This is a genomic window from Aquisalinus luteolus (assembly GCF_009712425.2).
Taxonomy (GTDB): domain Bacteria; phylum Pseudomonadota; class Alphaproteobacteria; order Caulobacterales; family Parvularculaceae; genus Aquisalinus; species Aquisalinus luteolus.
Genome location: NZ_VCJR02000001.1, coordinates 175,149 through 190,035 on the forward strand (window position 1 = coordinate 175,149; position 14,887 = coordinate 190,035).

Below are 14,887 nucleotides of genomic sequence, written 5' to 3' on the forward strand. Positions count from 1 at the left end.
GGCGAGGCAAGGGATGAAATCGGGACTGCATATCGGACTGGCTTCCAGCCTGCTTGTCATCCTTCTGGCGACCGCCTGCGTCGAAGACAATGTCTCTATCAGTGTGTCCGATGACCTGTTTGACCAAGGACAGCCTGATACGCTGGGCCTGCAAAAACCCGATCAGCTAGCGACCTTTACGGTTTACGAACCCCGGGACGGCGACAACGCCTATAATCACGGTGTCGTCCTTTTCCCCTTCCAGGGCGTGCTTTACGCCCAGTGGCAGACATCCCTGAAAGATGAAGACTCTGCCGATACTCATGTCGTCTATGCATGGAGCGAGGATGAGGGGGAAACATGGTCAGAACCCGTGGTTCTCTATCAGGAGCAGGAAGATGCCATCGCGACCAGCGGCGGCTGGTGGGTCAATGAAGAGACGCTCGTAGCCTTTATCAATGTCTGGCCGGAGCGGGAGGATGAAATCCGCCAAGGCTATACCCTCCACATGACCAGTGAGGACGGCCGCGCGTGGTCGCGTGCGCAAGCCGTTACCGGCAAGGATGGCGAGCCCGTGCCGGGTGTCATCGAGCAGGATCCGCACACGATAGAAGGCGGGCGCATCGTTACGGCTTTCCATGTCGAGCCGGGCCTGACCGTGGCTCCCTATTTCACCGATGATCCACTGGCGACAAGCGGTTGGCAGAGAGGCAGGATGGATAATCTCGAGGCGGACGGCCATGTCAGCCGTGAGATCGAGCCCAGCCTGTATTCGCGTCCAGATGGCTCCGTCGTCATGTTGTTCCGCGACCAGGACAGCAGTTTCCAGACGCTTTATTCCGTCAGCCGTGATGCTGGTGAAAGCTGGACGACGCCCGAGCTTTCCGCTTTTCCGGATTCACGGTCCAAGCAAAGTGCTGGCAATCTGCCGGACGGGACAGTGTTCCGTGTGAACAATCCGGTACCGAACCGGGCCCGCTATCCTCTGGTTGTCAGCCTCAGCGAGGATGGTGCGCTGTTCGATCGCGCCTGGCTCTTGCGCGCCGGCGGGGAAGACATGCAGCCCATGCGTTCGGAAGGGCTCTACAAGCGGCCATCCTACAGCTATCCAAAAAGTATCGTGTGGGGAGATTATCTTTTCGTCGCCTATGCAACGAACAAGGAAGATGTCGAGATTACCCGCGTACCCTGGCAGGACCTGGTGCAGGAATAATCGCTGCGGGGAAGGCCCCCGCAGCTGATCGCATTCGTGACTATTTCGACTCCATCTGTCCCGAGACGAATTCGATTGGCGAGTTGAAGCTCTCGGCGACCTCCCCGACATAGGCGCGGAATTCTTCCTGATTGGTGTTGACCGCTCCCTCGCTCCAGCCCGCGGCGATAAGATAGTCAAAGGTCAGGTCATCGCCGGGAGTGATCCTGAACATGTGGTTGCCGCCGAAATCCTCCGTCGTGACGAATTCCGGGTCAAACCGTTCAGGCACGACCAGTGCCGTACTGACATAATCGACGATCAGGCTGTTCTCGCGCAGACCATCATCGTCAACATTGCGGATCGCTTCCGGCCCGCCACTGATGACGATGCCGTCTTCCTGCAGATAGTCTTCTTCGTTGACGTGACGGCGCATGCCGACGGCGAAGGCGGCACTTCCTTCTGGATCGAATTCCGTGAACCGCACCGAGGCGGTCGAATAGCTCTCGCCGGCATAGGCGGTATAGAGCTGCTCTGCCGCATACTGGCCATTGCCACTGTCCCAGTTGAAAGTATGTGCGCGAATGATAGAGCGAACCGGACCGTTGGTGACAACCTCGAAGGCGTATCGCGTATCACCAATGGGACCGGCGTTGAAAACCGAATCCGGGGCGCGTCCGGTGAAGCGGGGGCGGGAGACGGTGTCAGGTTCACCGGGCGTGTCGAAAACGCCAATGCCGCCACCACCGAAGGAGCTGCCGACCTGCATGATGTCCGACCCAAACGCCGGATCGACATGGTTGACGCCATAGCCGTCAAGATTGTCCATATACAGACGTTGGGACATCAGTACCGGCTCGCGTTTGCCGAAGACATCGATGTCGGTCGGATACCACAGTTTCCAGCCGATATTCCCCGATTCCCAGAAGGGCACGGTGTGGCGGACATAGGACCCGATACCGGCATGGGTTTCATGCGCCTGCCAGCCGCGGCCCTGCTGGCCGAGATAGATGTAGAAGACTTTCTCCTCGCCAGCCTCGAAATCCGACATGAAGAACAGCTCGTCCCACAGGCCATCCTTGTCGAGATCATCGAACTGATAGGGAATCCACGCGCCGTTCTCCTCTGCCCGGGCTTCGTGGCCACCCTGGCGCTGGAGCAACTCAAAGGAAGGCTCCTCACGACCCGGCAAGGCAGGGTCGACAAGGGTCATGGCCAGTTCGTGAACATCAGGCATGGCAGAGAGCTGTGTGCGGGTGATCGTGACCGGCGCATTCTCTCGCGGCCTGTCCAGATCGTTGCGGACAACGATGCGCAGGCGCTGGTCAGGTACGAAGTCATCCTGCACATACCATCCGCTGGCAGATGAACTGTCGCTGGATGGCTGGGCCATGGCACAGGGCAGGCAGGCAATCGCTGCGCCCGCCGTTGCCATCAGAATGGATCTTGTCTTCATTGGTCATCACCTCTCTCATCAACATACTCGATCAGGAAGCTCATGTTCCGGATGTAGGTACCTGTGGAAATCCCCATGGGGCCGCTCTCCATGGTGAAGGGCGAGGTGTCCCACTCGTCCCCCACCTGGCCGCGATCGACAAACCCTTCCGGCGGGCTGTCAGGCCCCGGGCCCTTGTAGGGATGGCTCGTCGTACGCAGCTCTGTCGGCCAGTAACCGTCCTCGCCCAGCGACTGGACGAGATCGTGAATGCGCGCTTCGGTCACGTCGCGCCCGTCATCGCTCTGGGTGTTCAGGTCGGAGCCGACAATGTCATCGGTCACGACATAATAGGGCATCAATGATGGGCCGTTGCCATAAAGTGGCGATTGCGCGATCAGCTGTTCCGCGGGCGTTGCCTGCAGCGTTTCATACCGTTGCCACAAGGCGTCAGTGTCGACGCGCTTCTCGGCCATTTCACCGGTCATGTCGTAATTGACGTAGTACTCGCCATTCTGGGCGTTGGACCCGCGCCGGCGCACCGCCATGAAACGGTTGGTGCCCGCTTCGACATAACGGTAGTAGTTTCGGCCGCTGTCTGTGTGTGCCTCTGCCGGGGCCTCGACCTTCTCCAGCCATTCAAGGGCGGCAGGAATCGGTGCCAGATATTTGTCATCGCCTGTCAGCTCATAGAAATGGAACAGGGACTTGATAGATGCATCCGTCGTATGCGGAGAAATCGCGGCAGGCTCGTAGGTGCGGGCGCTGGCCGGCTCCAGCTCCATCGTATATTGCAGGGCCCATCCTGGTGTCGGCTGGGGCTGTTGCAGTTCTATGAACAGGTCCATGGCACGCCGGATCGGTTCTTCCAGCTCCGGGCGGTCCAGTTGCTGCATGGCCAGTAGAAGAAAATCGATATTCTTCTGGGCGACTTCATCGTTAAGCGTGATGAAGCCGGTATAGTCGGGCTGGCCGTGCTTTTCGAAATCCGGGGCATCTGGCCAGCGCTGAGGCCAGCCGCCATTCGCATACTGACTGTCGAGAACGAAGGAGATTGCCTTGTCGACGGCCTTCTTCACCTCGGGGTCTCGTTTTTCCAGATATAGCCGCATCAGGAAAGTGCCGGATTCGACGGTAGCGTGGTCATCGAATGTCGCATTACCATAATAGTGCTGGAACTCCTCCAGCCGCCAGCCATTGCGGCCAATCGTGTCATACCAGCGCTTGATGGACTCCTCGCCGGCGGTGTCGATGACATAGTTCCAGCCGCCGCTTGGGTGCTGGCCATCGATCAGGGCCTGTGCGGCCTTCATCGCGGCGTCGTAGTAATACTCATCGCCGGTGGCGTGATAGGCATCGAGGAAGATCTCGCCCATCTCCGGCGTTCCAGGGGCCTGGGTCCAGACCATGCTGGGATAGGCCTCCATCTCGCCCCAGCGGCGCGAGAAGTCCGGCAGATAGGCCCAGACATAACCGCCATTGGTCGCGACGTCCTCGACCATGAAACGGGTCGCGGTTTTCATCGTGTCTTCGACGGTAGAGACTTCGGGTGCTGTTTGCGATTGCTCAGCCTGCGCCATAACCGGCAAGGCTGAAGGTAGTAAGGCGAGGGTACACACCCCCGCCAGGAGGTAGGCAGGTTTCATCATCTTTCTCCACTATTGTAAGGCCGCGCTCTTGTGGCGCGGCTCTCTTGAAACCGGTAACGCTAGAGTGCCCGGTATTTGAAGTTCCGGAAACGGACTTCGCCATCGCCGGATGCGTAAAAACCGGGCTTGAGCATATGGAAGCCGCCGCGGACATTGTGGTGATAACCGGACACTTCCATGCCGCGGTCGTATTTGATCCAGTTCTCGCCATCGCTGGAAGTATGGAATGTGACGATATGGCGGTCATTGCGCAGGCGCATGATCAGCCGCCGCCCATGCGGGTTGGTGCGCCGGTGACGCTCCAGCCCGTACTGGTGGGAGACGAAACGCTCCGCATCGAAACCGACGCCGCAATACAGTTCTTCGTCATAGAACAGGAGGAGGCCTGCCATGGTATCGCCGACAAGCTCCATGTCGCATTCGATCTCATAGGCAAGGTCGCCCTGGACAAACAGCAGGGGCGATGATCCTTCGCCGGGGGATTCGCCGCTGCCCTTCAGGTGCAAGGTGTTGTTCTTGCGGGTGATGCGCGCGGTTTCCTCTGGCGTCGGTTTGAAGAAGTGCCACTGGATGCCGTATTTGTCCGTGCTGAAATCATCGGAAAAGGCGATGTTGTGCGGCTGGCTCTTGCCGCCTTCAGGCATGGCGATAGGCTGGGACAGGTCGCCCCCGCCATAGTGGAACCAGCCATCATCGCTCCAGCTGATCGGCGCCAGCAGGGTCTGGCGGCCAAGCGTCCAGAAGCCGTTCTCATAGCCGTGATAGACGCTCCACCAGTCACCCCCCGGTCCTTCGACCAGCGTGGCATGGCCGCGTGACCACCATTTTTCCTCTGCGGATTCCGTCCGTACAAGGGGGTTGTCCGGATGATCTTCCCACGGGCCGTTAATCGACTTTGAACGCGCCGCGATGACCATGTGCCCGGTCGGCGGGCCGGCGGTGCCGCCAACGGCGGTGATAAGGTAGTAGTACTCGCCATAGCGGGTGATCTTCGGGCCTTCAGGGGCGAAGCCTTCCACGATCCAGTCTTCCGGATAGCGCCACGGGTCATAGACATGTTCCACGCTGCCGACGGTCGACAGCCCGTCGTCGGACAGCCTGATCCGGTCGCCGCCGGACAGGAACAGCCAGCGGCTGCCATCCTCGCCAACGGCGTGGCCGGGATCGATGTGGTCCGGCAGGTCGAGATCGATCGGGTCAGACCATTGTCCGCCCTTGATATCATCCGTGTAGATCACCCAGCTTGTGGTCCTGGAGCCGGGTTCTGCCGTCTGCTTGCTGGGGATATAGAGATAGTAGCGATCGCCATGCTTGGTCAGTTCGGGCGCCCAGATGGAGCCGACATTCCGGGTCAGGGCCGGGCCGATCGGCTGCCAGTTCACCAGGTCCATGGAGTGCCAGATGATCAGGCCGGGATAGGCATCGAATGTCGAAAACGTCATGTAGTAGTCATCGCCATCCTTGAGGATGGATGGGTCCGGATGGTCGCCTGACATGACGGGGTTGAGAAAATACCCGTTGCCGAGATCGGCCTGGCGCTTGTTTTCGACGCCACGGGCCCAGTCAAGGCCCTGCCAGTCCCCGGTGGCGCCAGCGCGTGTGCCGGTCGTATCCTGCGTGGTGGCGCGTGCCTGGGTCGGATTGCTGGCACAAGCGGTTGCTCCGCTGGCAAGCAGGGCCCCCAGCGCAGTTCGTCTGGTCAGGTCGGTCATGGTTTCCTCCAATCAATAAGGTAGTAGTTCTTCCAGTGTTCTTGCCTCGCCATTCTCGACGAGGATTTCGATCTGCATCTGCGCACCGTCTGCATCGGTACCATATATTTCGTATACGGTCGTACCGTCCGGCAGGTCGCCTTCGATCACGCGGTTGACGGTGAAGTCCGGGTGGGACCGGGCGAGCTCGGCAGTGACCAGCGGGGGCAGGGCCTCAGGTGCAATATCCTTCTGGGTTTCGAGGATGGCCCACTCACCGCCCGGTTCGCGACCGATGTCGAATTCCACCTCGCTGCCATCTGCCGTCACGCCGCCAATGTCATAGATCTCGCGGCCATTCTTCACCTCGTATTCAGCTGCGGTGAGGGTGCCGCCGGGATTGGCCGATTGCGCAAGGGCGATGACTTCCGCCGGTACGGCATCGAGCGAGGTTTCACCCTTTTCGATCCGCTCTTCGCTATCGCCAGTCTCTATTTCGCCAGCGTCTACTACTTCAGCGTCTGCGGGTGTCGTGTCTTCAGCGCAAGCGGACAGGCACAGGCCTGCCAGTGCGCCAAGCCATAGTTTATGTGTCATGGTCTCTCTCCTCTCAGCTTCCCGGCTCTCAGGTGCCGGGCTGGACGTATGGGACGGTGTCGAACAGCTCGCGTTCAGCCTTGCGCGGGTCGTCTTCTGCGTGCGGCGGCAGGTCGAACACCATGGTCCGGCGATCGGGCAGGGTGTACTTGCCCCATTCGGGCAGTGCCGCGTGGTTCGGATTGCCAGCGCTGGCAAAGCTGAGCAAACTTTCGCTCATCAGTGCGGCCAGCTTTCGTGCTTCCGGGCTGTTGCCTGAAAGGGCACCCTCCACATGGGTGGTGTCGAAGACCAGTGGGATATCCAGCGTGTGGGGGGCACGGACCTTGTCATCGACCGGCCAGTCGAGCTGGTAGACCCATGTAGCCGTGTCCTGTTTTGCCCGCTCATCGGCCTCAATCACCTGACCGCGCCATGACCGCCCCGCCGTCGTCGCCGCGAAGAAAACCTCTGATGGGGTATAGTCCGGAAAGAGCTCGCGATATTTCTCGACCACATATTCAGGCAGGATATCGACACGCATTTGCGGGGCGAGGGCATCCGGCAATTCTTCCCATGTCAGGGTGTGATTATCCGGATTGCCGCCGAGAAAGGCGCGCGTTTCGTCCTTTGTATTTCCCAGGACCATCGGGATATGCGCCGATTGTTGCGGCGCGTCCGGATAGAAGGGATGCCTCTTCAATGACCTGAAATCGAGGGTCGGACCGAAATAGACGGAGCCATTGCCAAAGACCGGATCCGTCGCCGATAGCGCGCCGACGAGCTCCGACATGGGCATTGCGGACAGCCTGTCGATGTCGCTGACGGCCAGGCCCAGCTCGTCGAGGAAGGCACGTGATCGTTGTGTGGCGTTGAGCGGACCAGACGCCGTGACCTGCTGGCCGCTCATGGTCCAGGCATGATGGAACAGGCCGTCGACATCGGGCATCGCCATCAGCGTTGCGATTTTTGCACCGCCGCCGGACTGGCCGAAGACCGTCACCTTGTCCGGGTCCCCGCCGAAGCGGGCGATATTGTTCCGTACCCAGTTCAGGGAGAGGATGAGGTCGAGCTGCCCGGCATTGCCGCTGTCAGCCCAGCTTTCCGGTGCTCCGAGGCGGTTGAAATAGCCATAACCGAAGACGTTCAGCCGGTGATTGACGGTGACTATGACGACATCGCCGCGTTCAACCAGGCTGGTGCCGTCGTAAAGCGGGCTGGAGCCTGAACCATGCGCATAGGCGCCGCCATGGAAATAGACCAGCACAGGCCTGTTGCGGCCGGTGCGGGTCTCGCGTGTCCACACATTCAGGAACAGGCAGTCTTCGCTCGTCTCTTCATCGGTGCGGCCTTGCGGGCTCGATGGGCCATAGGCTGTGGCATCCATGATGCCATCCCAGGCCTCAGGTGCGATGGGCGCCTGAAACCGGCGTCCCTCTGTCGAGGCACCGTATCGAATGCCGAGGAAGGAGCTGACCCCGCCCTGCCGCCGTCCACGGACTTTCCCGTGGGCTGTTTCGACCACCGGTCTTGTCTGGGCATGGGCAGCAGTGCCCAGCGACAGTCCGGCTGCACCGGCAGCGAGCGTGCCTTTCAGTACAAGCCGCCGCGATGGGGTGGCAAGATTTGGCATTCCGTTCCTCCCGTCAGGGTCAACGGTGCAAATGTGGGCAGCACCGTATGGTCTAGCTGGTCCTGGCCTTTATCGAGCAGTGCAGGGTCGTGCCGTCTGAGAAGACGACCCTGGCGCTCTGGCCTATTTTTATTTCGTGTACGCCGGAAATGGCACCTGAAGAGATCAGGTGTCCTTTCTTCAGCGGCAGGCCCCTTTCTGCATTGCGCATCAGGGCAAAACGCAGGGATTCAAAGACTCCGCCAGGCATCGGGGCGGCAGTGCCGCTGCCGATCAGTTCTTCATCGATAAAGGTCTCGCAACCCCAGTCTTCCATCGGCTTGTCACGCCAGTCGGAGAAGGGAGAACCGACGATCAGCCCGGCATTGTTGCCGAAGTCGGAAACGGTGACGCAAGGGCCGTGATCGTTGATGCCGGTGAAGGGGCTGCCGGCAAGCTCGATGCCGCAATATACCTCGCCAACGAGCGCACGGGCTTCATCGACCGTCCAGTCGGTCTTGCCAGCAGGCGCATCCTCGGACAGCTCAAGGATGAACTCTCCCTCAACGGCGGCAAAGCCGCCCTCGATGGCTTCCAGCTCGATAGAGCGGCCATCTGCATATTGTACGGTTCTGGCGAAAATCGGACCCACCAGACGGTCCTCGCCGAATTTTGGCGCGATCGCGTCAGGGATGCGCCCGACCTTCCAGCCCGAGATTTCGTCAGGCCACAGATCGATGGCCGTGTCCTGAATCGCATAGGCAGTCGGCAGGTCGGCCGGATGCTCCCCGGGGTATTGTGCAAGGTGTTTTGCATCGCGACGGGACTCCACGAAAGCCTGGGCTATCGGTTTCAGCCTGTCCGGATTTTGCATTTTCTGGGGAATATTCACTTTGCACACCTTGTTGATTTCACGAGGAAAAAATATTGGAAACCGGTAACATTTTCAATACAAAAATGCTGCGCAAGATGTTACAAAAACAAAAAAGATATTTTGGAGACACAGGAAGGTTGAGGATAATGCAGATTTTTCAACAGACTATGACACGAAGCACGATGACCCTTTTGGCCGTGCTTTTCGGCACCTTGTTAATCGCCTCTTGCGGCAACAGCGCCCATTCGCAGGAAACAGACAATCTTGCATTCGAAGGTGCGATGGGGTGGGCGGCAACCACTCCCGGTGGCAGGGGCGGCGAAATTATCCGTGTCACAAATCTCGATGCTGAAGGCGAGGGGTCGCTGCGCGCGGCACTTGAGGCTGAGGGGCCGCGGATTGTCGTTTTCGAAGTCGGCGGGGTCATCGATCTGGACAGCGAGACCATTCGCGTCAGCAATCCGTTCGTGACGATCGCCGGACAGACGGCGCCATCACCGGGCATCACCATCATCAAGGGCGGCATCACCTTCGCCACCAATGACGTGATCATGCAGCATATCCGCATACGGTCGGGGCAGGGCGACCATGCCTATCGCAGCGGTTTCGATGTCGACAATATCTCCACCGCAGACGGGGCCTATAATATCATTGTCGATCATTGCTCGTTTACGTGGGCAACGGATGAAAATCTTTCCGCATCAGGCAGCCGTTTCAATGGCGACACACCTGACGAATGGCGTCTGGGCACCACCCATGACATTACATACAGCCACAACATCATCGCCGAGGGGCTGGCCTATGCCAGCCATGCAAAGGGCGAGCATTCCAAGGGCTCTCTCATCCATGACAATGTGAACAATATTCTTATTTACGGTAATCTGTACGCGCATAATTATGAGCGTAACCCCCTGTTCAAGGGCGGCGTTCGCGGCGCTATCGTGAACAATTTCATCTATAATCCGGGCTCGCGCGCCATTCATTATAACCTGCAGGGGCTGGAATGGGGCGATGTGCCACCGGAAAACGGCCGGATGGCTGTAATCGGCAACGCGATGCGGGCAGGCCCGGATACGCAGGACTCGCTCGCGCTCGTCATGCTCGGCGGGCAGGGTGACCTGGAGATCTACATGGAAGACAATATCGCCGTCGACCGTGCGGGATATGACATCAACAAGCTCGGGCGTTACACCACGGGCACGGCGGAATTCATCGAGCTGGATGCACAGCCTGAAATACCGAACCTGCCAACCGTGCTGCCGGCTGACGAAACGGAAGAATATGTGCTGCGCAATGTCGGCGCGCGGCCCTGGGACCGTGACTACAACGATGTACGGATCCTGGCGGACAGCGCCGAGGGCAGGGGTGAAATCATCGATAATGAATCAGAGGTTGGCGGTTTCCCGGTTCAGGAAATGACCCGCAAGCCCTTTAATCCCGATGACTGGAACCTCAATACGATGGAGCCGAAATCGCCGGACGTCCTTGATTCCGGCAACAAGGCCAAGGGGACCTGAGCAATCAATTTCCGCACATCTGGCCGGTCGCACCCTATTTCAGGGGTGCGCCGGTGGGAAATCTTGCTAAACATAGCCTTTCTGTATCTCGAGATTTCAGAAGGTGTGAGTGACAAGAAAAACAACAAAACGCGGCAGTGGCAAAAATGACGCCATTGAAAGGGCACCTGAAGGCAATGCGATTGCCGGCAAGGTGACGATGCAGGATATCGCCCGTATGGCCGGTGTCTCCAAGATCACCGTCTCCCGCGTCATCAACAATTCCAAACGCGTGCGCGAGGATACCCGGCTCAGGATCATGAAACTGATCGAGCAGTACGGGTATATTCCCAATACGCAGGCGCAGTCCCTTGCCTTTCGCCGGTCCTTCCTGATCGCGATGATCTACGACAACCCAAGCCCGCAATATATCGTCAACATGCAGCGCGGCATCCTGGATGTGCTGGAAGAGACGAACCTGCAGCTGGTCATCAAGCCGTGCGACCGGAGCGATCCGAAGTTCTTCGAGAAGATGGCCGCTTTCATGCAGCGCAATACGCTGTTCGGTGCCATCCTGCCGCCTTCCGTGTCCGAGGACGACAAGCTCGTCACCATGTTGAACGATTACGACTGCCCGTGCATCCGCATTGCCTCGGTCAATCTCGATACGTCGGACCGCATGGTGAGAACCCATGACAGCGAGGGCGCAGCGGAGGCGGCACGCCATATCGCGTCGCTGGGGCACAAGCGCATCGCCCATATTCATGGCCCGCTGTCATTCCGTTCAGCCCATGAAAGGCTGGAGGGTTTCCGCCGCGGTCTGGAGGAGCATGGGCTGGACCTGCCGTCGGAAATGATTCGCGAAGGGGCCTACACCTATGATTCCGGTGTGCGCTGCGCCGAGCAACTTCTCTCTCTCGGTACGCCGCCAACGGCGATCTTTGCCGGTAATGACGAGATGGCCATCGGCATTTACCAGGTCGCCCGGTCCAAGGGCTACAGCGTGCCGGAGGATCTTTCCATTGTCGGGTTCGATGACACGCCGATTGCCTCGCGCGTCTGGCCGGCCCTGACCACAGTCCGACTGCCGATCCGGGAGATGGGTTCGGCTGCCGCGCTGAAGCTGGTCGCGGCCCCTGAAGAGGCTGCCAGGGAGATTTCCTTCATGCCTGAGCTGATCGTCCGCAGCTCGACCTCAAGGCGCAAGTGAGCGTTGCTCTAGCTTAGCCTGTCGAGCAGCCAGGCGCGCGCGGCCCGCCAGCGTCGTTTCACCGTTGAAGGCGAACAGTCCCTGATTTCGGCGATTTCCTCCACCGTCATGCCGGCGAAATAGCGAAGCTCCACAATATCGGCGAGATCGGCATCGACCTGGGCCAGCTGCTCGAGGGCGGCATGAAGCTCCTCGATATCCATCGCCTCCTCGTCGGCGGCATGATGCTCGGTGACGAGGGTGACCTTGTGATGATGCCGTTTCTGAGCCATGCGCCGGCGGGCGTGATCGACCAGGATCTGCCGCATCATCGTGGCGGACAGCGCCATGAAATGGGACCGGTCCTCGATGCGCAGGCGCTTCTGCTGGACGAGCTTGAGGACGATTTCGTTGACCAGTTCATCGGCGTAAAGCGAGTTGCGCCTGTCATGGCGCAGGATGGAAGAGGACAGGGAGCGCAGGTCGTCATGAAAGATGTCGATAAGGCCGTGCGCTGCGTCGGCGTCGCCTTCGCGCCACCGCCTCATCAGCTCCATCGACCTCTCTTCGGTCTCTATCTGATCCGGCACACTCACCCCCGGGGTTCCGAATTGACCCGTTTCCGGATCGATTGACGTTTAGAATAGTGTATCCTTTTGCTTGCATGGCGCAAGAGATGGTCTGTGGCGCGGCCGGGCAGATGTCCCGCCGTTCGGGGAGGGAAAATGACCACCATACATGAAGAGCGCGAAGCTCTGGCATTATTGCAAGATTATTGGGACCAGCCGTCTCAGGAGCGGGATGAGTGGCTCAAGGCCCGGACACAGGGCCGGGACAAGCTGCGCTACAGGGTCTTGCGGCTGGCCAGCTCCGAAACCAGCGTCACAGGCCGGTTCCGAACGGGCGGTGCCGGGTCGGAGCTGACAGACATCGTCTATCCGGAGCGCATCGGCGCCTATCGCCTCGTTGATATCATCGGCGAGGGCGGCATGGGCACGGTTTTTACCGGTGAGCGGGACAGCGGTGATTTCGAACACAAGGTCGCGATAAAGATCATCCGTCCGGGGCTGCTGAAGGAATCCCTGATCGAGCGGTTCAAGCGCGAGCGCCAGACCCTTGCCGGGTTCGATCACCCTAATATCGCCCGGCTTTTCGATGGTGGCGAACTGGAGGACGGATCGCCCTTTATCATCATGGAATATGTCGATGGTCAGTCGATCACGGAATACTGCAAGCAGAATGACATCGGCAGAAAAGTGGGGCTCGGCCTCTTCCTCGACCTGTGCGATGCCGTCAGCCATGCCCACCAGAACCTGATCGTTCACCGAGACCTGACACCGTCAAATATTCTGGTGACGAAGACGGGAAGCGTGAAGCTGATCGATTTCGGCATCGCCAAGCCGCATGAGCTGGACGGGGCCGGGCCGGCCCATTTTTCCGTGCAATCGCTCAGTTTTACCCCCGGCTTTGCCGCGCCGGAGCGGCGGGCAGGCCAACCGACGACCACCCTGTCGGACATCTATTCCCTCGGGCGTGTGCTGGAGGCGATGAGCCGCCGCTGGCGGCCCGATCGCGATCTTGCCGCCATCGTGGAAAGGGCAACGGCGGCAGCGCCGGAAGAGCGCTATCCGGCCGTCAACGCCCTGTCGAAGGATGTTCAGGCCTTGCTGGCCGGGGATGCGGTCGAGGCACGCAATGGAGGGCTAGGCTACAGGGCCGGGCGCGTCATCACCAAGCGCAAGTGGATGTCGGGCGTAGCCATGGTGGTGCTGGCAGGGCTGATCGGCGGCCTCGTCGTGACAAACAATCTTTACCGCGAAGCCGAGGCGGCCCGCATGGAAGCGGAGCGCCGGTTCGGTGATGTGCGTGATCTGGCCAACACCATGATGTTCGATATCTATAATGCGATCGAGGATGTGCCCGGCAGCTCCGATGCGCTGATGCAACTCGCGACGGCGGCGCAGGGATATCTCGACGATCTGTCGGCAAGCAGCGCGGCGGATCGGGGATTGCGCCTCGAGACCGCCGAAGGCCTGATCCGTCTGTCTGAAATCCAGGGCTCCCCCAGCCGCGGCGCACGACTCGATGCGCAAAAAGCCAAGGAGAACCTCAATCAGGCCATCACTTTACTGACGGAGCTGCAGGACACGGACCCCGGCAATGATGCTGTCAGGCTGAACCTTGGACGGGCCTATTCCGACCTCAGCCGGATCTACACTTATATCGATCAGGATTATGAGGCTGCAGAGGCTGCCATCACCTCTGCTATCGGTGTGCTGGAACCTCAGACGGGGGCCCGGTTCTCCCGTGAGGCGGTGGTTCAGGAAGCGCTGTTCGAGGCCCGGCTGCTGGCCTCGACACTGGAGAGCCATCAAGGCAGGCACGAGGCTGCTATCACGGGGCTTGAGGAGTTGCGCGATGACCTGCTCGTCTTCTGGCCGATGCATGAGGAAAATGCGTCGGACAAACAGGCCGGAGACCTCCAGATGGTCGCGACCCTGACGGAGCTTTGCCGTAACCACGCCTTTACCGAAGGGTATGAGAAGGCGATCGCGACCTGTGACGATGCTGTCACCCGGATCGACGCGCTGTATGAAACCTCCCCCGACGAGATCGATATCGCCCGTGCCTATTACATGGCCCATGACTTGCGTGGCTTTGCCCATGGCAATGCAGGCAATGGCCCGCAATCGGTGAGCGATTACGAGGCGGCGCTATATGCCGTTCGGGACCTGACCCGCCGCGACCCGAACAACGAGCATTTCAGGCAGGCGCTGGATCTCGTCGAAAGCGGGATCATGGTCGCCTATGCGGTCAATGGCGACTTCGAAAAGTCAGAGGCAACGGCACTGATCGGCATCGAAAAGGCCGAGGCGCGCCTCGCGGCGTCGCCGGAAAAGGCAAACCTGAAACGCAACCTTATGGTCGGTCACTGGAACCTGCAGACCCTCTACGGCATGTTCAATGAACAGGAGAAGCGCTGCGCCACCATGGCGGAGGTCAAGCGGCTTGCCGACGAGATGGAAGCCGGCGGCGTTCTTGCCGATATCGATCGCGCCGGGCTTCAGGTGATCTATGCCGAGTACGCCAAATGTCCCGGTGTGTCTTTGGATGCGCCGGATATGCCGGTCACTGAAGAGTAACTTTTTCCGGATTTTTTGACCCGTCCCGTCCTGAATTCCCGTGCTTTACAG

11 protein-coding genes are annotated in these 14,887 nt (G+C 59.7%); 4 read left to right on the top strand and 7 right to left on the bottom strand.

Annotated features, from left to right (window positions below; genetic code table 11):
• The first annotated feature begins 13 nt into the window (after nt 1-13).
• Nucleotides 14-1,192 carry a sialidase family protein gene (locus tag FF098_RS00765; protein WP_155135971.1) on the top strand — a complete coding sequence of 393 codons (1,179 nt, stop codon included), beginning with the start codon at nt 14-16 and terminating at the stop codon, nt 1,190-1,192.
• A 40-nt stretch (nt 1,193-1,232) separates the two neighbouring features.
• On the opposite strand, the gene FF098_RS00770 is transcribed toward FF098_RS00765, so the two are convergent.
• From FF098_RS00770 to FF098_RS00795, 6 genes are all read right to left on the bottom strand, one after another.
• Nucleotides 1,233-2,627, bottom strand: a complete 1,395-nt coding sequence (locus tag FF098_RS00770) for a DUF4861 family protein (RefSeq protein ID WP_155135974.1) — start codon at nt 2,625-2,627, stop codon at nt 1,233-1,235.
• A complete protein-coding gene (locus FF098_RS00775; RefSeq protein WP_413228461.1) occupies nt 2,624-4,186 on the bottom strand; it encodes a pectate lyase in 1,563 nt (520 codons plus the stop codon). Before FF098_RS00775 ends, FF098_RS00770 begins: the two co-directional genes overlap by 4 nt.
• A gap of 128 nt (nt 4,187-4,314) precedes the next feature.
• The gene (locus FF098_RS00780) at nt 4,315-5,967 is read right to left on the bottom strand and encodes a family 43 glycosylhydrolase (RefSeq protein ID WP_155135977.1); all 1,653 of its coding nucleotides are present in this window, start codon (nt 5,965-5,967) and stop codon (nt 4,315-4,317) included.
• A 12-nt stretch (nt 5,968-5,979) separates the two neighbouring features.
• Complete coding sequence (locus tag FF098_RS00785) at nt 5,980-6,543, bottom strand: PepSY domain-containing protein (protein ID WP_155135980.1); 564 nt, start codon at nt 6,541-6,543, stop codon at nt 5,980-5,982.
• 28 nt (nt 6,544-6,571) lie between these two features.
• Nucleotides 6,572-8,155, bottom strand: a complete 1,584-nt coding sequence (locus FF098_RS00790; protein ID WP_155135983.1) for a carboxylesterase/lipase family protein — start codon at nt 8,153-8,155, stop codon at nt 6,572-6,574.
• A 52-nt stretch (nt 8,156-8,207) separates the two neighbouring features.
• On the bottom strand, nt 8,208-9,026 hold the full coding sequence (locus FF098_RS00795) for a 2-keto-4-pentenoate hydratase (protein WP_155135986.1): 819 nt from the start codon (nt 9,024-9,026) through the stop codon (nt 8,208-8,210).
• A 164-nt stretch (nt 9,027-9,190) separates the two neighbouring features.
• On the opposite strand from FF098_RS00795, the gene FF098_RS00800 reads away from it, so the two are divergent.
• Both FF098_RS00800 and FF098_RS00805 read left to right on the top strand, forming a co-directional pair.
• Nucleotides 9,191-10,525 (top strand): pectate lyase family protein, encoded by a 1,335-nt coding sequence (locus FF098_RS00800; RefSeq protein WP_155135989.1) that lies wholly within the window; start codon nt 9,191-9,193, stop codon nt 10,523-10,525.
• Nucleotides 10,526-10,634: 109 nt separating this feature from the next.
• Nucleotides 10,635-11,714, top strand: a complete 1,080-nt coding sequence (locus FF098_RS00805; protein ID WP_229714495.1) for a LacI family DNA-binding transcriptional regulator — start codon at nt 10,635-10,637, stop codon at nt 11,712-11,714.
• 8 nt (nt 11,715-11,722) lie between these two features.
• Here the strand turns inward: FF098_RS00805 and FF098_RS00810 are convergent, their stop codons facing one another.
• Entirely contained in the window at nt 11,723-12,250 is a 528-nt protein-coding gene (locus FF098_RS00810; RefSeq protein WP_155135992.1) for an ECF-type sigma factor, read from the bottom strand.
• Between the two features lie 168 nt (nt 12,251-12,418).
• Between FF098_RS00810 and FF098_RS00815 the strand changes: the two genes are divergently transcribed.
• A complete protein-coding gene (locus tag FF098_RS00815) occupies nt 12,419-14,836 on the top strand; it encodes a serine/threonine-protein kinase (RefSeq protein ID WP_155135993.1) in 2,418 nt (805 codons plus the stop codon).
• Nucleotides 14,837-14,887: the final 51 nt, after the last annotated feature.

Bases quoted from the DNA above. Each gene is read 5' to 3' on its own strand.
- FF098_RS00775 (WP_413228461.1), bottom strand. From the start codon at position 4,186: ATGGCGCAGGCTGAGCAATCGCAAACAGCACCCGAAGTCTCTACCGTC.
- FF098_RS00810 (WP_155135992.1), bottom strand. From the start codon at position 12,250: ATGGAGCTGATGAGGCGGTGGCGCGAAGGCGACGCCGACGCAGCGCAC.
- FF098_RS00815 (WP_155135993.1), top strand. From the start codon at position 12,419: ATGACCACCATACATGAAGAGCGCGAAGCTCTGGCATTATTGCAAGAT.
- FF098_RS00765 (WP_155135971.1), top strand. From the start codon at position 14: ATGAAATCGGGACTGCATATCGGACTGGCTTCCAGCCTGCTTGTCATC.
- FF098_RS00780 (WP_155135977.1), bottom strand. From the start codon at position 5,967: ATGACCGACCTGACCAGACGAACTGCGCTGGGGGCCCTGCTTGCCAGC.
- FF098_RS00770 (WP_155135974.1), bottom strand. From the start codon at position 2,627: ATGAAGACAAGATCCATTCTGATGGCAACGGCGGGCGCAGCGATTGCC.
- FF098_RS00800 (WP_155135989.1), top strand. From the start codon at position 9,191: ATGACCCTTTTGGCCGTGCTTTTCGGCACCTTGTTAATCGCCTCTTGC.
- FF098_RS00785 (WP_155135980.1), bottom strand. From the start codon at position 6,543: ATGACACATAAACTATGGCTTGGCGCACTGGCAGGCCTGTGCCTGTCC.
- FF098_RS00790 (WP_155135983.1), bottom strand. From the start codon at position 8,155: ATGCCAAATCTTGCCACCCCATCGCGGCGGCTTGTACTGAAAGGCACG.